Origin of the sequence: Nocardioides sp. Soil774, from assembly GCF_001428125.1 — a bacterium.
Taxonomy (GTDB): domain Bacteria; phylum Actinomycetota; class Actinomycetes; order Propionibacteriales; family Nocardioidaceae; genus Nocardioides.
In genome coordinates this window covers 1-20,136 of the sequence record NZ_LMSM01000007.1, presented here as the reverse complement: position 1 = coordinate 20,136, position 20,136 = coordinate 1, and the positions used below count along the sequence as shown (strand labels likewise).

At 72.1% G+C, this 20,136-nt stretch carries 19 protein-coding genes; 13 read left to right on the top strand and 6 right to left on the bottom strand.

Annotated features, from left to right (window positions below):
* Positions 1-185: 185 nt before the first annotated feature.
* Positions 186-1,154, top strand: a complete 969-nt coding sequence (locus tag ASG76_RS09850; RefSeq protein WP_056602812.1) for an ROK family protein — start codon at positions 186-188, stop codon at positions 1,152-1,154.
* Here the strand turns inward: ASG76_RS09850 and ASG76_RS09845 are convergent.
* On the bottom strand, positions 1,139-2,371 hold the full coding sequence (locus ASG76_RS09845) for a TIGR00300 family protein (RefSeq protein WP_157559056.1): 1,233 nt from the start codon (positions 2,369-2,371) through the stop codon (positions 1,139-1,141). The two genes, ASG76_RS09850 and ASG76_RS09845, sit on opposite strands and share 16 nt — an antisense overlap.
* 31 nt (positions 2,372-2,402) lie before the next feature.
* Here ASG76_RS09845 and ASG76_RS09840 point away from each other — a divergent pair, with 31 nt between their 5' ends.
* Entirely contained in the window at positions 2,403-3,779 is a 1,377-nt protein-coding gene (locus ASG76_RS09840) for a hypothetical protein (protein WP_157559055.1), read from the top strand.
* Here ASG76_RS09840 and ASG76_RS09835 read toward each other — a convergent pair.
* On the bottom strand, positions 3,719-4,183 hold the full coding sequence (locus ASG76_RS09835; RefSeq protein ID WP_056602341.1) for a hypothetical protein: 465 nt from the start codon (positions 4,181-4,183) through the stop codon (positions 3,719-3,721). The genes ASG76_RS09840 and ASG76_RS09835 overlap by 61 nt on opposite strands.
* A gap of 84 nt (positions 4,184-4,267) precedes the next feature.
* Here ASG76_RS09835 and ASG76_RS09830 point away from each other — a divergent pair, with 84 nt between their 5' ends.
* Genes ASG76_RS09830 through ASG76_RS09815 form a run of 4 tightly spaced genes read left to right on the top strand, consistent with a single transcriptional unit; the run spans position 4,268 to position 7,526 of the window.
* A complete protein-coding gene (locus ASG76_RS09830) occupies positions 4,268-5,077 on the top strand; it encodes an alpha/beta hydrolase (RefSeq protein ID WP_235529496.1) in 810 nt (269 codons plus the stop codon).
* Positions 5,078-5,087: 10 nt separating this feature from the next.
* Complete coding sequence (locus ASG76_RS09825) at positions 5,088-5,849, top strand: lysophospholipid acyltransferase family protein (RefSeq protein WP_056602340.1); 762 nt, start codon at positions 5,088-5,090, stop codon at positions 5,847-5,849.
* Positions 5,850-5,875: 26 nt separating this feature from the next.
* A complete protein-coding gene (gene macS, locus ASG76_RS09820) occupies positions 5,876-7,000 on the top strand; it encodes a MacS family sensor histidine kinase (protein ID WP_235529494.1) in 1,125 nt (374 codons plus the stop codon).
* Between the two features lie 4 nt (positions 7,001-7,004).
* Positions 7,005-7,526 carry a flavin reductase family protein gene (locus ASG76_RS09815; protein ID WP_056602339.1) on the top strand — a complete coding sequence of 174 codons (522 nt, stop codon included), beginning with the start codon at positions 7,005-7,007 and terminating at the stop codon, positions 7,524-7,526.
* On the opposite strand, the gene ASG76_RS09810 is transcribed toward ASG76_RS09815, so the two are convergent.
* Positions 7,523-8,671: a glycosyltransferase family 87 protein gene (locus tag ASG76_RS09810; RefSeq protein WP_056602338.1), complete on the bottom strand. Its 1,149-nt coding sequence runs from the start codon at positions 8,669-8,671 to the stop codon at positions 7,523-7,525. The genes ASG76_RS09815 and ASG76_RS09810 overlap by 4 nt on opposite strands.
* Positions 8,672-8,847: 176 nt before the next feature.
* Here ASG76_RS09810 and ASG76_RS09805 point away from each other — a divergent pair, with 176 nt between their 5' ends.
* The 3 genes from ASG76_RS09805 to ASG76_RS09795 are packed head-to-tail and all read left to right on the top strand — an operon-like array spanning position 8,848 to position 10,907.
* Positions 8,848-9,495 (top strand): response regulator, encoded by a 648-nt coding sequence (locus ASG76_RS09805; protein ID WP_082587413.1) that lies wholly within the window; start codon positions 8,848-8,850, stop codon positions 9,493-9,495.
* A gap of 38 nt (positions 9,496-9,533) precedes the next feature.
* Positions 9,534-9,992, top strand: coding sequence for a GNAT family N-acetyltransferase (locus tag ASG76_RS09800; RefSeq protein WP_200948139.1), 459 nt, complete (start codon positions 9,534-9,536; stop codon positions 9,990-9,992).
* 9 nt (positions 9,993-10,001) lie between these two features.
* On the top strand, positions 10,002-10,907 hold the full coding sequence (locus ASG76_RS09795) for a hypothetical protein (protein WP_056602335.1): 906 nt from the start codon (positions 10,002-10,004) through the stop codon (positions 10,905-10,907).
* A 3-nt stretch (positions 10,908-10,910) separates the two neighbouring features.
* Here ASG76_RS09795 and ASG76_RS09790 read toward each other — a convergent pair whose 3' ends face one another.
* Together ASG76_RS09790 and ASG76_RS09785 are read right to left on the bottom strand one after the other, a co-directional pair.
* Positions 10,911-12,014 carry an FGGY family carbohydrate kinase gene (locus ASG76_RS09790; protein ID WP_082587412.1) on the bottom strand — a complete coding sequence of 368 codons (1,104 nt, stop codon included), beginning with the start codon at positions 12,012-12,014 and terminating at the stop codon, positions 10,911-10,913.
* A gap of 8 nt (positions 12,015-12,022) precedes the next feature.
* A complete protein-coding gene (locus ASG76_RS09785) occupies positions 12,023-12,862 on the bottom strand; it encodes a DUF1028 domain-containing protein (RefSeq protein ID WP_056602334.1) in 840 nt (279 codons plus the stop codon).
* Between the two features lie 39 nt (positions 12,863-12,901).
* On the opposite strand from ASG76_RS09785, the gene ASG76_RS09780 reads away from it, so the two are divergent.
* Positions 12,902-14,140, top strand: a complete 1,239-nt coding sequence (locus ASG76_RS09780) for an MFS transporter (protein ID WP_200948138.1) — start codon at positions 12,902-12,904, stop codon at positions 14,138-14,140.
* Positions 14,141-14,143: 3 nt separating this feature from the next.
* On the opposite strand, the gene ASG76_RS09775 is transcribed toward ASG76_RS09780, so the two are convergent.
* Positions 14,144-15,340 (bottom strand): pyrophosphate--fructose-6-phosphate 1-phosphotransferase, encoded by a 1,197-nt coding sequence (locus tag ASG76_RS09775; protein ID WP_056602332.1) that lies wholly within the window; start codon positions 15,338-15,340, stop codon positions 14,144-14,146.
* Positions 15,341-15,532: 192 nt separating this feature from the next.
* Between ASG76_RS09775 and ASG76_RS09770 the strand changes: the two genes are divergently transcribed.
* The 3 genes from ASG76_RS09770 (at position 15,533) to ASG76_RS09760 (ending at position 19,822) form a co-directional block, all read left to right on the top strand.
* Positions 15,533-16,978, top strand: a complete 1,446-nt coding sequence (locus ASG76_RS09770) for an APC family permease (RefSeq protein WP_056602331.1) — start codon at positions 15,533-15,535, stop codon at positions 16,976-16,978.
* Positions 16,979-17,048: 70 nt separating this feature from the next.
* Entirely contained in the window at positions 17,049-18,410 is a 1,362-nt protein-coding gene (locus ASG76_RS09765; RefSeq protein ID WP_157559054.1) for a metallophosphoesterase family protein, read from the top strand.
* Between the two features lie 74 nt (positions 18,411-18,484).
* On the top strand, positions 18,485-19,822 hold the full coding sequence (locus ASG76_RS09760; protein WP_056602329.1) for a class II 3-deoxy-7-phosphoheptulonate synthase: 1,338 nt from the start codon (positions 18,485-18,487) through the stop codon (positions 19,820-19,822).
* Positions 19,823-20,136 lie beyond the last annotated feature (314 nt).

Sequence of the window (20,136 nt, the reverse complement as noted above, 5' to 3'; positions counted from 1 at the left end):
TGTGTGACTGCGCCTGCGCATGAAGTGCCTTTCCTCGAGATGACCCGCCCTACACCGTAGGAGTCGCCGACCTCGGCTGTCGCTCGTTTGACGGCACTTCGGCGGGGTGGTGACGCAAGATGGTCATAAGTGACTAGACGAGTGGTCCAGTCGGCCCATCCGGCGAGTGCGCGAGGATGTCGGCCATGAGCGCGAGCGTGGTGGTCGGCGTCGACATCGGCGGCACGAAGGTGCTGGCCGGGGTGGTGGACCGCGCAGGCGTGGTCTCGGGCACGGCACGACGTACGACGCCGGGGCGCCGCGTGGTCGCCGGCCAGGTGGAGGACGCGCTGGTCGAGGCAGTCGTGGAGGCAGCTGCGGGGCGCCGCCTCGCCGGGGTAGGGGTCGCTGCCGCGGGCTTCGTGGATCCCCGCGGCGAGCGGGTGATGTTCGCCCCGCACCTGCCCTGGCAGGGCGAGCCCCTGCGTGAGGTGCTGGAGCAGCGGCTGGGCTGCACCGTCGTGCTCGACAACGACGCGAACTGCGCGGCTCGGGCGGAGGCCCACCACGGGGCCGCGCGGGGTGCCTCGTCGGCGCTCATGGTCACGATGGGCACCGGGATCGGCGGGGCGGTGCTCGTCGACGGGCACGTGCTGCGAGGGGCCAACGGGATGGCCGGGGAGTTCGGCCACATGCAGGTCGTGCCCGACGGCCAGCCCTGCGAGTGCGGACGGCGCGGGTGCTGGGAGCAGTACTCCTCGGGCAACGCGCTGGTGCGCAACGCCCGGACGCTGATGGGCGAGCAGCCCTCGGTGCTGAGCGAGATGAGCGGTGGGCGCCCCAAGCACGTGACCGGTCCCATGGTCACCGCGGCGGCGGAGGAGGGCGACCTCGTCGCCCGGCAGGCCTTCGCGTCGGTGGGGGACTGGCTCGGCGTCGGCACGGCCAACCTCGTCGCTGCACTGGACCCGGAGGTCGTGGTCGTCGGCGGGGGCGTCTCGGCCGCCGGCGACAAGCTGCTCGACCCGGCCCGGGCGGCGCTGCGTCGTGCGCTCGTCGGTGCCGCGCACCGCACGGTGCCGGACCTCGTGGCGGCCCGGCTGGGCCCGGAGGCCGGGATGATCGGTGCCGCGCTGCTGGTGTCAGGGGTCGCAGACGCTCAGCCGAGGCGGTAGTCCGGGGCGAGCTCGAGGGCGAGCTGCTCGAGGAAGAGCCCGACGTCGGTGACGATGCCGCGGCCCTGGCTGGACCCGCGGTCCGCGAGCCGGGTGACGGTCGCGGCGTCGAGGTCGACGCACACCAGCGGCACGGTCGCCGGCAGGATGTTGCCGGTCGCCACCGAGTGGAGGTGGGTGGCCATCATCAGGCAGTAGCCGATGTCGTGGACCTCCGCCCGCATCGCGCGCTGTCCCTCGAGGACGTCGGTGTGAACGTCGGGGAGGGGGCCGTCGTCGCGCACCGAGCCGACCAGGACGAAGCGCTTGTGGTGGGTGACCAGGGCGTGCATGAGCCCGCTGGTCAGCGTGCCCTCGTCGATGGCGGCTGCGATGGAGCCCGCCTTCCTGACGGTGTTGAGCGCGCGCACGTGATGCTCGTGGCCGTGCGAGCCGCCCTGCGTGGAGACCTCGATGCCGAGGCTCGCGCCGTAGAGCGCCGACTCGATGTCGTAGGTCGCGAGCGCGTTGCCGGCGAAGAGGACGTCGACGAACCCAGCCTCGATCAGCGCGACCATCGCCGGGACCGCCCCGGTGTGGACGACGCCCGGCCCCGCCACCCAGAGGATGCGCCTGCCGGCGGCGCGCGCCTCGCGCATCCCGTCGGCCACCTGGCGCACCAGCACCGTCTGCGGCCGCTCCGCCGCGTCGCCCTCGGCCGGGGCGAAGGTCTCGGCGGCGCCGACGGGGGACGGCGCCGGCACCCGGATGCCCGCCGCGCCCACGACGATGCGCATTCCGGCCCGGACGTCCGACATGGGCACCGTGCGGATCCGCGTCTCCCCGGCGTGCTCGTCGACGACGAGGCCGCAGTCCATCTCCGGGTTCTCCACGTCGTGCCACGCGCCGTCGAGGAGCACCCGGGTCTCGAGGTTGGTCGTGGAGTAGAAGCCGTCGGGGAGCACGCCGTCCTGCTCCGCGAGCAGCGTCGTCGCCTCGCCGTAGGCCATCGCGTTCACGCCCCTGGTCTGCAGGCGCATCAGCAGGCGCTGGAGGCTCTCCTCGTCGGCGGCCTCGACCGTGATCAGGGCGCTGCTCGGGTCGTGGGCGTCGTGGCCGACGTCGAAGCGGTCGAGGACGTAGTCGCCGCCGTAGTCGCGGATGTCGTCGAGGATGCGCGACAGGAGGCCGCTGTCCATCAGGTGGCCAGTGACCTCGACCGTCTCCTTCGCACCCACGGAGCGACTGTATCCTTGCCATACTCACCCGGTGCCAGAGGACGATTCGAGACCTTCAACGGCCCGCGCTGCGACCCTCGTCGCTGGCACGGTGTGCCTGCTGTGCCCCTGGACGTCACGTCCGACGCTCTCGTTGGCCTACTGCTTGTTGCTCATAGCGTTGGGACTGGCGGTCCTGCGAGGCGTTCGCGGCCCATCGCGCAACGTGCCTGCATGGCCGGTGCTGTGGCTGATGGCGCTCGCCTCGCTGGTCGGCGTGCTGCTGTGCGCCGGCATCTCCCTGGCTCAGGGTGCGGCCGCGCCGCTCGTCGCCGCCTCGGCCTCAGTGACGGTGGTCGCAGGAGCACGGGTGGTCCTTGGGAGCGGGCCTCCCGGTTGCGTCACGCTGGGTCTTCTGGCGGCTGGGTGCGCGATCCTCCTGTGGGGCGTGATCGCTGGGTGGGACCAGCCCATCGACGTGAAGTTGTTCGTGCGGGGTGGGCTGGATGCGTTGGCCCATGGCCAGTCGCCCTACGCCATCACGATCTCCGACGTATACGAGCCCGGTGAGTCCGCCCGATTCTACGGTCCCGGTGTGGTGCAGGACGGCCGCGTCGTCGTCGGCTACCCCTACCTGCCTGCCGTTCTTCTCCTCGACCTCCCAGCCCACTTGCTGGCCGACGCCGTATGGATGCACGCCGCCGGGGTGGCGCTGGCACTGGTGCTGGGCTGGCAGGTGGCCATCGACCGTCTCGGGCGCGTCGCGATCGTGGTGCTTGCGCTCAGCCCGGCGACGCCGTTTCTCATCGCGAACTACTGGATTGAAGCGGTGATGGTAGGCATCTTCGCTCTCGCATGGTGGAGCATGCACCGCCATCACGGCTCGTTGTTGGCGGCCAGCCTCGGGCTGTTCTTCGCGTCCAAGCAGTATTCAGTCGTCTTCGTCCCGGCACTCTGGCCGATATTGCGGAGCGTCGGGGCCAGGGTCGTGCTGGGGGCAGTCGCTGTCGGTCTGATAGTGGTGACGCCGTTCGTCGTGCTCAACCCCGATGCGTTCGTGCGGTCGGCCGTCGAGTTTCAGCTCATCCAGCCGTTCCGCGAGGACGCGGTCTCGCTGCTGCCGTTCGTCCAGTCCGTCGCCGGCGAGATCCCCTCACCACTGACAACCGTTTCGTTGCTCGTCGGGCTGGTGGCGTCGGCGCTGGTGGCCGCGCGCGCCAAGCCGGGGCCGACCGCCTTCGCCCTGTGCGTCGGCCTGGGGCTGCTGGCGACCGTGGTGATCGCCAAGCAGGCGTTCCTCAACTACTACGCAATGATCGGGGCGGTGCTGCTACTCGCCGGGGTGGGGTGGCCGGCGGATGACCCCTCTCAGACCCGGGAACCGTCGTCCCAGGGGTCACGTCCGCGAGGCATCTCGTGGACCAGGTAGGCGAACCCCCCGACGAACCAGGCGACGAGCGCCCACCCCACGAGCGGCGCGACGTAGATCGAGAACAGGGCGATGACCAGCGCGATGAGCGGCGCGACGAAGATGCCGGCCCAGGCCACGCCTCGCTGCCAGGTGCGGGGGCGGGGCAGCGGCGGGGGCGCGGGTGGGCGGAACCGTTCGGCCTCGGCAATCGCGTCCTCGCGGATCGAGACCTCGTCGTCGTCGACCAGGTCGTCGGCGAGCGCCTCGGGAGTCGGACCCTCGACCGGCTCGTGGGCGCGAGCCGCACGGGGTGCAGCGCCGGCCGGTGCCTCGTCGTCGGGCAGCACCACGCGCTCGCCGTAGTGCTCGACGATCTCGCGCCATGCGAGCTCGGTGCGGCTCTCGTCGCCAGGCGTGGTCACCCCGCAACGGTACCGGGCAGATGGTTCCGCGACGCGGTGAGTTCGCACCACGGCCGGTGGGTGACGTGGTGCACACTGTGCGCTGTGAGGATCCCCTTCCGCGGCGCCCAGCAGGTGCCCCTCGACCCGGCCCTCGTGGCGCCGATGTCCGCCCCTGCCAGGCCTGAGCTCACCGGGGGCCGACGCATCGGGGTGCTGGTCCAGCACGGGTTCACCGGCAACCCCGTCTCCATGCGTCCGTGGGCCGAGGACCTGGCCGCCCGCGGCTACGCCGTGGAGATGCCGCTGCTCCCGGGCCACGGCACCCGCTGGCAGGACCTCAACAAGGTCACCTGGGCCGACTGGGTCGCCACGGTCGAGGGCGCCCTCGACAAGCTCGCGGCCGAGAACGACGCAGTGGTGGCGGTGGGCCTCTCGATGGGCGGCGCCCTGTGCCTGCGCCTGGCTGCCGACCACGGCGAGGACCTCGCCGGCATCGTCGTCGTCAACGCGGCCGTGGACACGATGCGCAAGGACGTCAAGCTGCTGCCGGTGCTCAAGCACCTGGTGCCGGGCTTCCCCGGCATCGCCAACGACATCAAGAAGCCGGGGGCCGACGAGCACGGCTACCCGACCACCCCGCTCAAGGCGGCCGCGTCGATGTTCGCCGGATACGCCGAGCTGCGCAAGGACCTGCCCCGCGTCACCGTGCCGGTGCTGTTCTTCCGCTCGGCCGAGGACCACGTGGTCGACATCTCGAGCTCGCGGGCCCTCAACGCCGGGCTGTCGTCGAAGGACTTCGAGGAGCGGGTGCTGGAGGACAGCTACCACGTGGCCACGCTCGACAACGACGCCCCGCGCATCTTCGCGGAGTCGGCAGAGTTCATCGAGCGGGTCACCGCGGCGCAGGACTAGGCTTCTCCGCGTGCTCTATTGGTTCCTGAAGTGGGTCGCCCTCGGGCCGGTGCTCCGCCTGGTCTTCCGGCCCAAGGCCTTCGGTGTCGACCACGTGCCGGAGGAGGGGCCCGCGATCCTGGCGAGCAACCACCTGTCCTACGCCGACTGGCTGTTCATGCCGCTGACGCTCAACCGCCGGGTCACCTTCGTCGCCAAGGCGGAGTACTTCACCTCGCCCGGCATCAAGGGCTGGTTCCAGAAGAAGTTCTTCTCCGGGGCCGGCCAGGTGCCGATCGACCGCTCGGGCGCCAACGCCGCCGAGGGCGCGATGAAGTCGGCGATGAAGATCCTGGGCGAGGGTGACCTGTTCGGCATCTACCCCGAGGGCACCCGCTCGCACGACGGCAAGCTCTACCGCGGCAAGACCGGGGTGGCGCGACTCGCTCTGGAGACCGGTGCGCCGGTGATCCCGTGCGCGGTGGTCGGCACCGACGTGGTCGCCCCGGCGGGCAAGGTCTACGGCTCGTGGACCCGACCGGTGGTGCGCTTCGGCAAGCCCCTGGACTTCTCGCGCTACGCCGGCATGGAGAACGACCGCTACATCCTGCGCTCGATCACCGACGAGATCATGTACGAGATCATGCGGCTCTCCGGCCAGGAGTACGTCGACCTCTACGCCGCCAAGGCGAAGGAGCTCGACAAGGAGGCCAAGGAGGCCGCCAAGAAGGCCGCAGCCGAGCAGGCCGAGCACGAGAAGGCCGCCAGCGGCCCGGAGCAGAAGGCGTCCTGAGCGCCCTGCCCGGCCGCTCGGGCCCGGTGCCGCGCACCGACTCGGCCGTCGCCGTCGAGGACCGCCTCCACGCCGCGCTCGCCATCGTGCGGGTCGTGGTGACGGTCAACATGGTCGGCCTCAACGCCTACCGTCGCGACAACTTCGACCACCCCCGCACCGGGTTGGCGATCGTCGTCGCGCTCGCGCTGTGGACGGCCGTCGCGATCTGGCTCTACCGCGACCGCGCACGACGTACGCCGCCGCTGCTGGTCGCCGACCTCGCCATCGCGCTGGCCGCCATGGCGGTGACCCCGTGGGCGAAGTCGCCCGACTTCCACGCGACGATCCCGGGCTTCTGGGTGATGGGCGCCCTGCTCGCGTGGGCGATCCACTGGCACTGGCGCGGCGGGCTCGTCGCCGCGGTGCTGATCGCCGCCGCCGACCTGCTGCCGCGCACCGAGGTCGACCAGGGCAACTACGGCAACGTCTTCCTGGTCCTCATCGGCGGCCCCGTCGTCGGGTTCATGTGCGAGTCGCTGCAGCGGATGGCGCGCGAGCGCGACGCCGCCGAGCGGGCCGCCGCGGCTGCCGAGGAACGCACCCGGCTGGCGCGCGCCGTGCACGACGGGGTGCTCCAGGTCCTGGCGATGACGCAACGCCGCGGTGCCGCGGCCGGCGCTGAGTGGGCCGACCTCGGCCGGCTCGCCGGTGAGCAGGAGCGGTCGCTGCGCTCGCTGATCCGGCAGCAGGACACCGTCGCGGTGGGAGCGGGCGACCGCGTCGACCTCGCCGGCGCTCTCGATGCGATGGCCACGGCGCACCCGGTGCGGGTCGAGGTCGCCACGCCCGGCGGCGCCGTGCTGGTCGACGCCCGCGTCGCCGAGGAGACGGTGGCCGCGGTGCGTGCCTGTCTCGACAACGTCCTCGCCCACGGGGGCGACGGGGCGAGCGCATGGGTGCTCGCCGAGGCCGGGCGTGACGAGATCACCGTCTCGGTGCGCGACGACGGTCCCGGGATCGACGAGGGGCGGCTGGCGGCGGCGGAGGCCGAGGGCCGGCTCGGCGTGGTGTCGTCGATCCGTGGGCGCGTCGAGGAGCTCGGCGGCACGGCGCGGGTCGAGAGCGGCGAGTGGGGCACCGAGTGGGTGCTCTCGGTGCCGCTAGCGTGAGCGGGTGACGATCCACACCACCCACCCGTTCCTCGAGCCCGAGGGCGACCGCGACCCCGTACGCCGCCTCCGCGGGCGCATCGGCGGCACGGTGTCGCTGTGGACGGCTGGCTCGGCGGCGCACGACCGGGCCGGGCTGACGGTCTCCTCGTGGCTCGTCGCCGGGGGTGAGCCCGGGCGGGTGCTGGCGCTGCTCGACCCCGACGCCGACCTCACCGAGACCCTGCTCGGCACCGGTCGTGGGGTCATGCAGCTGCTGGCGTGGGGCGACCGCGACCTGGCCGACGCCTTCGCGGGCACCGCACCCGCCCCGGGTGGCCCGTGGCGGATGGCGGAGTGGGTGACGACCGGGCACGGGCCGCGGCTGGCGCACGCGACCACCTGGGCGAGCCTCGAGGTCGAGAGCGCGGTCGAGGTGGGGTGGTCGAGCCTCGTGACGTGCACCGTGCGCGAGGTGGTCGTCGGTGACGACGACGACCCGCTGGTACATCGGCGGGGGCGCTACCTGCCCCCGGCGGCCACCTAATCGACGTTCGAGCCTTCTCGCGCGGAGGTGCGGGCCCACAGCTGCCGGAGGACCAAGGCGCACACGAGTGGCGCGAGCGTCACGTGGGTGAGCAGGGTGATCGGCGCGACGACCATCGGCAGCACCCAGGCGGCCACCATGGTGTTGCGGTCGCCGCGTAGCCAACCGTCGGTGGTGCCCAGGATCGCCATCCAGGCGATGGGGAACGCCAGCACGGCGAGGTCGTAGTCCGCCGCGTAGGGCGTCACGAGGAACGTGCCCACCACCGTGGCCGTCCCCCGGATCCTCGGATCATCGGAGCGCCGCCACAGGCGCCACACGACCGTTGCTGCCGCGACCGCCACGCCACCGTGCAGCAGCAAGGCAGGGACTTCGGGAACCCCCATCACCCGCAGGCCCATGAACGGCGTCACGAACTTGAAGACGGGCGCGGAGCCATCGTCGATCGCGGCGCCGAGCGCACCGAGGCTGCTCCACCACGCGTCGTACGCCGACACGCCGAAGGCCATCGTGCTGGCCGCGACAGCCATGATCGACGTGATCGCCGCAGCGGCGAAGGCCTTCCACTCACGGCCGGCGACCAAGGCGATGGGCAGCAGCACTGCCATCTGGGGCTTGATGACCAGCAGCCCGATGAGGATGCCGGCCAGGACAGGTCGACGCGGGAGGAGCAGCAGCGCGGCGCCCATGAGTGCGGCGACGAAGAACTGGACCTGTCCGCTCGGTATCCCGAGCCAGAGGCCGGGGAAGGCCAGGGCCACCGGCCATGCGTGGGCGTGGCCCCGGATCAGTGGAGCGAGCGCGAAGAGGTAGACGGCGAGCCCGATGACCACCCATGCCGCGAACGCCAGGAGGTGGGGCAGCGCCCCAAACGGTATGACCAGGGCCAGCGTGGTGGGGGGATACGCCCACTGTGTCGGACCGGCGAGTCCCGGGTACAAGCTCAGCTCGAACGCTCCGATCAGGTCCAGGTCCCAGGCATCCACGGCACGTCCGTGCAGGGCGAGGCGGCCGGCCGACCAGAAGGCGATGAAGTCGGTCCCGAGTGGTCGGCCCCAGCTGTCGAGACCCTTGTGGAACGTGGAGGCGTAGAGCGGGGTGGCCAGGACGAACATGGCGAGGAACAACCGGGGGTACACCCGCACACGGCGCTCGATGAGCCAATGGGGGCGCGCACGAGCCTCGCTCGCCGCGCCTGGTGCCATGTCCACCTCGGGAGGATAGTTGGGCAGGGCTGGTCGCGTGGACGTTGGCGCACATGCCTTTCACCCAGCCGATCACCGTGGGTCTACGCTTCCTCCATCTCCGGGAGGGGGAGTCCATGGTGAGGGTGATGGTGGTCGACGACCACCCGATGTGGCGCGACGCGGTCGAGCGTGACCTGCAGGCCGCCGGGCACGACGTGGTCGCGGTTGCGGCCAACGGGCGCGAGGCGATGGCACGCTTCCCGGCGGCGGCGCCGCAGGTGGTCGTGCTCGACCTGCAGCTGCCGGACAGCACCGGCGTGCAGGTCACGGGCATGATGATGGAGTTCGACCCCACGGCGAAGGTGCTGATCCTCTCCGCGAGCGGTGAGCAGGACGACGTGCTCGAGGCGATCAAGGCCGGAGCGACCGGCTACCTGGTGAAGTCGGCGTCCAGCGCCGAGCTCATCGACGCCGTGGTGCGGACCTCGGAGGGCGAGGCGGTCTTCACGCCGGGGCTCGCGGGCCTCGTGCTGGGCGAGTTCCGCAGGATCGCCGAGGGGCCGGCGGACGACCCCCGTGACCAGCTCACGGAGCGCGAGACCGAGATCCTCAAGATGGTCGCCACCGGGATGAGCTACAAGCAGATCGCCGCGCGTCTGGTGCTCTCGCACCGCACCGTGCAGAACCACGTCCAGAACACCCTGCGCAAGCTGCAGATGAACAACCGCGTCCAGCTCACCCGCTGGGCCATCGAGCACGGCCTTGACCAGGACCCGGCCTGACTCACCTAAGGTCGACCGGTGCAAGGAGGGGACGAGCGGTGCGGGGGCGTCCGGTGATGGAGTGGCGCCGCGCCACCGTGACCGACGCGGTCGCGCTGCGCGACCTCGAGCGCTCCGCCAGCCGGGCCGGCCTCGCGCACGTCTTCGGCGAGCTGCCCTACCCCGACGACGACGTGCTGTCGCGCTGGGTCCTGCTGCTCGACGACCCGGAGGTGGTGGTCGAGGTGGCGGAGGACGACGAAGGCCTCGTCGTCCTCGCCGCGCACGACGGTGCCAGCCTGCGCCACCTCGCCGTGCGTCCCGACCACTGGGGGAGCGGTCTCGGACGCGAGGGCTTCGCACGCGCCGAGCGCGCCGGCGCCCGCCGGCTGTGGGTCCTGGCGGACAACGCCCGGGCTCGTGGGCTCTACGAGTCGCTCGGGTGGCGGCCGAGCGGGGCGACCCAGGAATGCCCGTGGCCGCCGTTCCCCACCGAGCTCGAGTACGCCGCTCCCTAGGATCGAGCCATGCCGGAGACGAGGCCCGACCCGCTGCTGGAGATCGCCGACGACCTCTATGCGCTGCCCCTGGCCGACTTCACCCCCGCGCGCGACGCACTGGCCAAGGAGCACAAGGCCGACAAGTCCCTCGCGGCCGCGATCAAGGGCCTGCGCAAGGCCTCGGTCGCGGCCTGGGTGGTCAACCTCCTGGTGCGCCGCGACCCCGACCAGGTCGACCAGGTCCTGGCCGTGGGTGCGGCCCTGCGGGACGCGCAGGACAACCTCGACGCCACCCAGCTGCGCGAGTTCACCAAGCAGCGCCGCCAGCTCACCGCCTCGGTGACCACGGCCGCCCGGCGGATGGCGCGCGAGGAGGGCGTGCGCACGACCCAGGCCGTGGCCGACCAGGTCGAGGCCACCCTCACCGCCGCGATGCTCGAGCCCGACGCCGCGAAGGCCGTGCGCAGCGGCCTGCTGGTGTCGGCGATCGCCGCCACCGGGCTCGGCGACCTCGACCTCGGCGCGGCGGTCGCGGTGCCGGAGGCCCTCGGCTTCAGCGCGACGGCGCGTCCGGTGCCGGCACCCGACCCGACCAAGCGCCCCCAGCTCACGGTGGTGCCTGACCCCGACGCCGAGGTGAAGGCGCGCAAGGCGGCCGACGCGCGCGTCGCCGAGGCACGGGCGGTCCTCGGCGAGGCGGAGAAGGAGCACCGGTCCGCACGCCGCGCGGTCGAGAAGCTGCGCGCGCGGACGCTGCAGCTGCAGGCCGAGATCGACGAGCTGCGCACGCGCATCGCCGAGCTCGAGTCGGAGGTCGAGGAGGTCGACGAGGAGCTCGGCGAGGCCGAGGCGGTGCAGGAGGAGGCCCAGGAGGCCGTCGACGAGGCGACGACGGAGGTCGAGGCGGCTCGCGCGGCACGCGAGCGCCTCTGAGCCCTACCCGTCCACGGAGCCGGTCGGCTCGAAGCGCCGGTCCAGCTCCCAGGCCTCCCGGAGGTCGTCGGTGGAGGCCCACATTCCCGACCCCAGCCCCGCCAGGAAGGCCGCGCCGAGCGAGATGGTGTCCAGGACCGCCGGGCGCTCGACGACCAGGCCGCTCCGGTCGGCCTGCATCCGGCACAGCTCGTCGTCCGCCGCCGCACCCCCGACGCGCAGGGCGGTGCCGCGCGGCTGCCCGGCGACCAGGCGGCCCACCGCTTCGGCCGTCGCCGCGGGCTCCCCGGCCGCGACCGTGCCCTCGACGGCGTACGTCGTCGTGCCGTCCGGCGAGCGCCACGCGAGCGTCGCCGCCAGCGCTGCGTCGTCGCGCACGACCGCGGCGCCGGTGCAGGTGACGACCGTGGCGGTGGTGTCGCCGTAGGTGCACGCGGTCTCGCCCGGCGCGAAGCGGGCCTGGCCGAACAGCGCGGCGGAGCGGTCGGCGGTGATGCCGGTGACGGGAAGGGACAGGCCCACGAACGACCGCGCGTCGCACGTGGCGACCTCGCCCCAGCTCGGCACCAGCTCGGGCAGGGCGTCCTCCGGGATGCCCAGGAGCGCGCACGTCTCGCTGGACCAGTCGCCGGTGTCGAGGTCGAGGAGACCGGTGCGTGCGGCGTGGGAGGCATCGGTGACGTGCCAGGTGCCGCGGGTCATCCGTGCGACGAGGTAGGAGTCGACAGTGCCGACGGCGTAGCGGCCCTCCTCGACCAGCGCCCACGTGTGCGGCTCGTGCTCGGCGAGCCACGCCAGCCGAGGCCCTGCCCGGCCCACCATGGCGGGCCGCGGCGAGCCGAGCGTCTCCCGGTCCCAGACGAGGATCGTGTCGGGGTCGCTCGTGATGCCGATCGCGACCAGGTCTGCGGCGTCGACCTCGCCCAGCACCTCCCGGGTGGCGCCGAGGGTGGCCTGCCAGATGTCGTCGGCCGCCTGCTCGACCCATCCGGGCTCCGCGATGTGCGCCCGCAGTCCGTGGTGCCTCGTGGCCGAGATGCGGCCGTGCGTCGTGACGACCGTCGCCGTCACGCCGCCGGAGCCGGCATGGATCGCCAGGACGCCCACGCCGGGGCTCAGGCGCCCTGGCCGCGGATGATCTGCAGGATCCGGCGGTCGATCCAGGCCGGTCGCGCGCCGGAGTCGACGCGCATCTCGTAGTTCTCCGAGCCCACCCACATGTGGAAGCTGTCCTTGCCGTCGGCCTTCGCCAGCGCCTCGAGCTCCATCAGGAGCGCGTCGTCGACCGGCACCTGCTCCTCGGGGGTCGAGGCGGTGAGGTAGAGCTCGTTGAGGTCGACCAGCCGCGCCAGCTCGGCGAGGGGGTCGGCGTGGTCGTCGACCCGCAGGTCGACGGCGACGTCGTCGTGCCCGCCGTAGCCGGCCCCGTCGCGCACCACGAGGAGCGCGGCGGACTGCCGACCGCGGCTGTCGCCGCCGGCCCGGTCGCCGGCGGTGAGTGCGGCGAGCAGCCGGCGCTCGAGGGACTCCTCCGCCGACTCGTGCCAGGCCCGCTCCATCGCCTCCACCACCTCGGGGCCGGTGAGGATGTTGCCCTGGATCGCGTAGCCCCCGCGCTCGCCGCTGCGTCCGGTGACCCCACCTGCCCACGCGAAGCACTCCGCGCCGGTCCAGGTGGCCGCGTTGCCGTCGGAGTCGACGATGCCGGCCTGGCGGTGCTCGCGCCCGTCGTCCTCCTCGACCAGCCGGTCGAGCGCGACCTGGGCGGTCGCGCCCTCGTCGAGGTGGGCGAGGCCGAGGTACTTGTAGGCGAGGTTGGCGTCGGCCTGCGAGGCGATCGCGCCCACGCCGGCGGCCGCCGCAGGGACCGCGGAGCCCACCGCGAGGAACTTGGAGGCCACTGCCACGCCCCACGAGTCGCCGTCGTCGGAGCGCGCCACGATGGAGAAGGTCATGGCACGCAACATAGCCGGGGGATGCGCGAGGATGGGCCCGTGCTGACTCGTCTCGGATTCCCCAGCGTGGGGGAGCACCGCAGGTTCGTCACGGCCATCGTCGCGGACACCGTCGGCAGCGGGCTGTTCATGCCCCTCACGCTGCTCTACTTCCTCGCCATGACCGACCTGTCGCTGGTGCAGATCGGCTCGGCGCTGTCGCTCTCCGCGCTGCTCACCATGCCGGGCGCGTTCGTCATCGGCAGCCTGGTCGACCGCTTCGGCCCGCGTCGGATGATGCTCGCGGGCAACCTCATCCAGGCCGTCGGGATGCTCGCCTACCTGTGGGCCGACTCGTTGCTGGCGGTCGCGCTGTGGACGACGCTGCTCAACGTGGGTCGCCAGTCGTTCTGGGGCTCCTTCGGCAACGTCGTCACGGCGATCTCGGCGCCGGGGGAGCGCGAGCTGTGGTTCGGCTTCCTCCAGGCGGTGCGCAACCTCGGCTACTCGGTCGGCGGCGTGCTGGCCGGTGTCGCCCTGCAGGTCGGCACGGACCTGGCCTACCAGACCGTCGTGGTGCTCAACGCGGTCACCTTCGTGCTCGCCTACTTCCTGCTCCTCGACGTCCCCGACCACCGCGTGGCGCGCTCGGACGACGCGCCGGTGGAGGGGTGGGGGGTCGTGCTCCGCGACCGGGCCTACCTGCGGCTGGTGCTCGGCCAGCTCGGCTTCGTGGCCGGGATGATGGTGCTCAACTTCGCGCTGCCGGTCTACGTCGCCGAGACGATCGACCTGCCCGGCTGGGTGGTCGGTGCCCTCTTCACGATCAACACCGCCCTCGTCGGCCTCGGCCAGGGACTCGTCGTACGCCGGATGACCGGGCACGTGCGTGCCCGCATGATGGGCCTGGCGCAGCTGGTCTTCGTGGCGAGCTATGCGATGTTCGTCGTCGCGGGGTGGCTGCCCGTGTGGCTGGCGGTGGCCGTGGTGCTGGTCGCCACGGCGGTCTACACGTTCGGCGAGCTCACCGGCGGGCCGGTGTTCAGCGCCACGGCGGCCGAGGCCGCGCCCGACCACCTCCGCGGCCGCTACCTCGGGTTGTTCCAGCTCGGCTGGGGCCTGGGCGGCGCCGTCGCGCCGGTGGCGTTCACGTGGTTGCTCGCGCACGGGCAGACCACGACGTGGTGGGTGCTCGCGCTCGTCGCGCTCGCCAGCGCGGCGTACCTCCAGACCCTGCCCCGGGTGCTGCCGGCCGCCGGTCGACGCGTCACCCAGCGCGTGGGCGAGGACGCGGCCTGAGGATCAGGCCTGGCCCGTGCCCTCCAGCAGCTCGGTGAACCACTGCTGCGAGGCGTCGAACGGTTTGTGCCCGGCGATCCGCTCGAACTCGATCGCGCGGAGCTCGTCACCGCGCTCCTCGTCGTGGCCGACGACGCCGGGCTCGCCGCGCAGCGCGCACGTGACGGCCAGCTCGGCCATCTCGCGGATGAGCGCGAGGTCGGTGTCGTTGGCGGGCGCGGAGCGGGAGAAGTAGCCGGACTTCTGCACCATGTGCTTCTCCGCGCCGATCGCGGCCGAGAAGCGCTCGGCGAAGTAGCGGCCCGGGTTGATCGTGTCGATCTTGACGTGGCCGAAGGGGTCGCGGCCCACGGTCTCGCCGGCCGCCTCCAGGTCGGCGACGATGTCGTCGATGCCCGCACCCTCGGCGAGGAAGATGTTGACGCAGCCGATCTCGTCCATCACCGCGCGCAGCCGGGCCGCCTCGGCCGCGAGGTCGATGCCGCGCTCGGGGACGTAGACGGCGTGGATGGCCCACTTGCGGCCGTCGAGGCCGATGCCGGGGAGCCACTCCTGCTCGGCGTGCCAGGCCATGTAGTCGCGGGCCGCGGCGGCGGTGAGCCAGCCGCTGGCGCGTCCCATCACCTCGTGCACGATCAGCATGCGGGGGTTCGAGCCGTGCTCGGCCAGCACGTTCTGGGCGAAGCGCGACGCCTGCTGGGCGGCCGTCTGCGCACCGAGGCTCTGCCGGATGGGCACGATGTCGTTGTCGATCGTCTTGGGCAGCCCCACGACGGTCAGCTCCGAGCCCTGCGCGCGCAGGTGGGCCGCGAGGTCGGCCGCCGCGGTGTTGGTGTCGTCGCCGCCGATGGTGTGGAGCACGTCGACGCCGTCGGCCTGCAGCCGCGCCGCGGCCACCTCCAGGGCGCTCTCGTCCTCGCCGATGAGCCCGCGCTTGCGGCAGTCGGCGTCGTTGGTGAGCTTGACCCGGCTGTTGCCGATCGGGCTGCCGCCGAAGCGGTGCAGCAGGGCCGCGCCGGCGCGCTCCTCGGGGCCGATCACGACGCTGTTGCCGGTCAGCAGGCCGTGGTAGCCGTGCCGGTAGGCGATGAGCTCGATCCCGGGGTCGGTGGCGTCGTAGGTCTCGATGAGGGCACCCACGGCGGAGGACAGGCACGGGGCGTAGCCACCGGCTGTCAGGAGGGCAACACGCTTCGGCATGGCAGCAGGGTAGTTGGATCGATACAAGGCGGGAAGGGAGTCCACCGCCGACGGCGTACGCCGTCCCGTGACCTCCCGTGACCTCCGCGTCGGCACGACGTTGACAGGTGCGGCGGTGGTTGCCTCGCTCCCACGCCCGGTCCATTGTGAGCAGACGCCGCGCGGTGAGCGGTCACGACCAGGGGAGTCTCGATGAGTGCGACAGATGCCAGGCAGACCGACGTCAACGGGCCGGAGGACACCGACCTCAAGCGGGTGCTCGGCCCCAAGCTGCTGCTGCTCTTCATCGTCGGCGACATCCTCGGCGCGGGGGTGTACGCCGTCACCGGCAAGCTGGCCGGCCAGGTGGGCGGCATCGCCTGGCTGCCGTTCCTGGTGGCGTTCGCCGTCGCCACGGTGACCGCCTTCTCCTACCTCGAGCTCGTCACGAAGTATCCCCAGGCGGCCGGCGCGGCGCTCTACACGCACAAGGCGTTCGGCATCCACTTCATCACCTTCATCGTGGCCTTCACGGTCGTGTGCTCGGGCATCACGAGCGCCTCGACGTCGTCGAACCTGCTCGCCGCGAACCTCCTGATCGGCTTCGGCAACGACGAGCCCAGCTCGGGCGCGACGCTCGCGACCGCCCTGGCCTTCATGCTGGTGCTCGCCGCGATCAACCTGCGCGGCGTCGGGGAGAGCGTGAAGTTCAACGTGCTGCTCACCATCGTGGAGATGACGGCGCTGGCGATCGTGATCGCCATCGGCGTCTGGGTGATCGCGCGCGGGGAGGGCGACCTGAGCCGGGTCACGGTCTTCGAGAACCCCGACGACAAGGGCCTGTTCATGGCCGTCACCATCGCCACCGCGATCGCGTTCTTCTCGATGGTCGGCTTCGAGGACTCGGTCAACATGGTCGAGGAGACCCAGGACCCGATGCGGATCTTCCCCCGCACGATGCTCACCGGCCTGGGCATCGCGGTCGTGATCTACATGCTCGTGGCGATCTCGGTCGTCGCGGTGATCCCGGCCGGCCAGATCGCGAAGCCCACCAACGCCGAGGCCGGGATCCTGCTCGACGTGGTCAAGGTCGGGGCGCCCGGCCTGCCCATCGACACGATCTTCCCGTTCCTGACCGTCTTCGCGGTCGCCAACACCGCGCTGATCAACATGCTGATGGCCAGTCGGCTGATCTACGGCATGGCCCAGCAGGACGTGCTGCCGCGCTCGCTGGGCAAGGTGCTCCCCGGTCGTCGCTCGCCGTGGACCGCCATCGTCTTCACCACGCTGCTGGCGCTGGCGCTGATCACCGTCGTCACCGTCGACGCCGAGAACTCGGTGGTCGCGGCCCTCTCCGGCACCACCGCGCTGCTGCTGCTCGCGGTCTTCACGATCGTCAACGTCGCCTGCCTGATCCTGCGACGCGACCCCACCCCCGAGGGCGCCTTCCGCGCGCCGTCGTTCCTGCCGGTCGTCGGGGCAGTGTGCTGCGCCTACCTCCTCGGGCCGTGGGCGCGGCTGGAGGCCGACATGATCCAGTACAAGATCGCGGGAGGGCTGCTCGCCGTCGGCATCGTGCTGTGGGCGATCACGTGGCTGACCAACCGCGGCGTACGGGCCCAGAAGACCGGCTTCCGCGACATCGACCACCTCGAGTAGCGGCTCGTCGCGCCCGGTCGTGCCCGTGTCGAAGAGGCGGGTGTCGGGGTCGGCGTCTACGGTGGTCGACGTGACACGACGACCTCTCGGGCCGCTGCTGGCTGTGCTCGTCGCCTCGGCGATCGGCTGCACGGCCGTCACCCCGTCGTCGCCGTCGGCGAGCGCCACCCCCGACGGCGACCTCCCCGCCCCCAGCCTCTCCGCGCCCGCGACGTCGACGCCGGCGGCGGTCCTCCCGCGCGGGGGGCCTCGCGACCGCCCGGTCGTCCCCGCGGCCCCCGAGCTGGCGGGTGCCTACCGCTTCATCTCGACCCCCGACTTCCTCAACCAGGACGTCGCCGACCTCACCGCCGGTGGCCGCCGCACGTTCGTCGACGACCGCACCGGCGAGGTCGCCAACTCCACCAACGACGAGTACGACGCCGCGCTCGACCACGTGATCGGCGAGATGGCCTCCCACGGCACCGACGACGTGCTCGTGGCGGGCGACCTCGTCGAGGGCAGGTGGGGCCGCGACGACGCCCACACCGGGGTCTTCGGACCCGTGCGCACCGAGGCGCAGCGCCTGCGTGCGTGGCGACGCGCCGCGGCGGTCTACTACCCCGCCTGGCGTGCTCGGTTCGCCGACCACGGCCTGACGACGTACACCGCCGTCGGCGACCACGAGATCGGTGACGACCCGTGGCGGTCGCCGCGGCGCAGCCGGTGGATCGACTTCAAGCGGCGCCACGTGCCGCAGTTCAAGGAGATCTACGCCGAGCAGGTGCTGACCGACGCCGACGGCCGCCCCCGCTTCACCGACCGGCCGCGCGGGCCTGCGCACGACACGGCGTACGCCGTCCGCCTCGACGCCGACGTGCTGCTCGTCACCATCGACGTCTTCGAGCGCCGTGGGGGAGACGTGCACATGTCCGTCGACGCCGCCCAGCTCCGGTGGCTGCGCGGTGTGCTGCGGCAGGCGCGCAAGGACGACGTGCCGTGGGTGATGGTGCAGGGCCACGTGCCGATGACCGGTGACGTCCGCACGCGCAACTCCAGCCACCTCGTCTACGAGCAGGGCCTGCGCTCGCCGCTGTGGAGGGCGATGGTCGAGGGCGGGGTCGACGTCTACCTCAGCGGTGAGGTGCACGACCAGACCGTCCACCAGCGCGACGGGATCCTCGAGGTCTCGCACGGCTCGCTGTTCTACCGGGGCGAGTCGTCCTACGTCGTGGGGCAGGCCACCTCGCGGCGCCTGGTCCTGGAGAACCACCAGTTCCGCGGCGAGATCGGCTTCGACGACCGGCTCTGGACGACGTCGCGGCAGGGCGCGCCGGGCCACATCAGCTATCCCGGTGCCTCGGTCGTCACCGGCACCCTCGCCGCCACCCGCACGCGCTCGGGCGGCCTCCGCGTCGACGACGCGGCCGGGGTGCTCCGACCGCGTCCGTGACCCCCGCGCGCCCGGCCTGACCAGCGGACGGTCACGGTTCGGGCCGCACGGCCCGCGCGCCGTACCCTTGACGGGTGAGTGCCATCCCCACCCTCGAGCAGTTGCACGCCCTCGGGCCCAAGCAGCAGCCGACCTATCCCGATGCCGGGGCGGTCGACGCTGCCGTGGCCCGCCTGCGGACCGCGCCGCCGCTCGTCTTCGCGGGGGAGTGCGACGACCTCACCGAGAAGATCGCCGCGGTCACCCGCGGCGAGGCCTTCCTGCTCCAGGGCGGCGACTGCGCCGAGACCTTCGCCGGCGTCACGGCCGACAACGTGCGCAACAAGCTGCGCGTGCTGCTGCAGATGGCCGTCGTGCTGACCTACGCCGCCTCCGTGCCGGTGGTGAAGCTCGGCCGGCTCGCCGGGCAGTACGCCAAGCCGCGCAGCAGCGACCTCGAGACCCGCGACGGAGTGACCCTGCCGGCCTACCGTGGCGACGCGGTCAACGGCTACGACTTCACCCCCGAGGCGCGCGTGCCCGACCCGCAGCGCCTCGTCGACGTCTACAACTCCTCGGCCGCCACGCTCAACCTGGTGCGCGCCTTCGTCACCGGCGGCTACGCCGACCTGCGCCAGGTGCACACCTGGAACACCGACTTCGTGCAGTCCTCGCCGTTCGGCCAGCGCTACGAGGCGGTGGCCGACGAGATCGAGCGCGCGCTCACCTTCATGAAGGCGATCGGCGCCGACCCCGACGAGTTCCACCGCGTCGACTTCCACTCCAGCCACGAGGCCCTGCTGCTGGAGTACGAACAGGCCCTGACCCGCATCGACTCGCGCACCGACCAGCCCTACAACGTCTCCGCGCACTTCGTGTGGATCGGCGAGCGCACCCGCCAGCTCGACGGCCCGCACATCGAGCTGCTGTCGAAGATCAAGAACCCGATCGGCATCAAGCTCGGCCCCACGACGACCCCCGACGACGCGCTGGCCTACTCCGCGCGCCTCAACCCGGACAACACCCCCGGTCGCCTCACCTTCATCACCCGCTTCGGCGCCGGCAAGATCCGCGACGGCCTGCCCGCGCTGGTGGAGAAGGTCACTGCGGAGGGCCTCAACGTCGCCTGGGTCTGCGACCCGATGCATGGCAACACCTTCGAGGCGTCCTCGGGCTACAAGACGCGCCGCTTCGACGACGTGATCGACGAGGTGCAGGGCTTCTTCGACGTGCACCGCAGCCTCGGTACCTGGCCCGGCGGCGTGCACGTCGAGCTCACCGGCGACGACGTCACCGAGTGCGTCGGCGGCGGCGAGGAGATCGACGAGGTGGGCCTGGCCCACCGCTACGAGTCGGTCTGCGACCCGCGCCTCAACCGCGTGCAGTCCCTCGAGCTGGCGTTCCTCGTCGCGGAGATGCTGCGCAAGGCCTGAGTCTGGGCGGTGCGTGTCCGTCGGTCCGCTCGAGCGGACCATCGTCCGCTCAACGCACGCCATGCCGTGCGTCGAGCGTCCACGGCGTACGACAAGTCGCCCTCGCTCGTTGTACGGGCGGTGGTCCACCCACACTTCCGATCACAGGAATGTGGCTGGGCCACCTCCGGTCGGCCGGTCGCACCACGGGCGGTGGTGAGCCCACATTCCGAGCGGGCGGATTCAAGCGGTGGATGCAACACCGGTTGGTTTTGGTGGGTTTGACAGTAGTTCGTCGAGTGCTTGTGCTGGTGTCCTCCAGCCGAGGGTCTTGC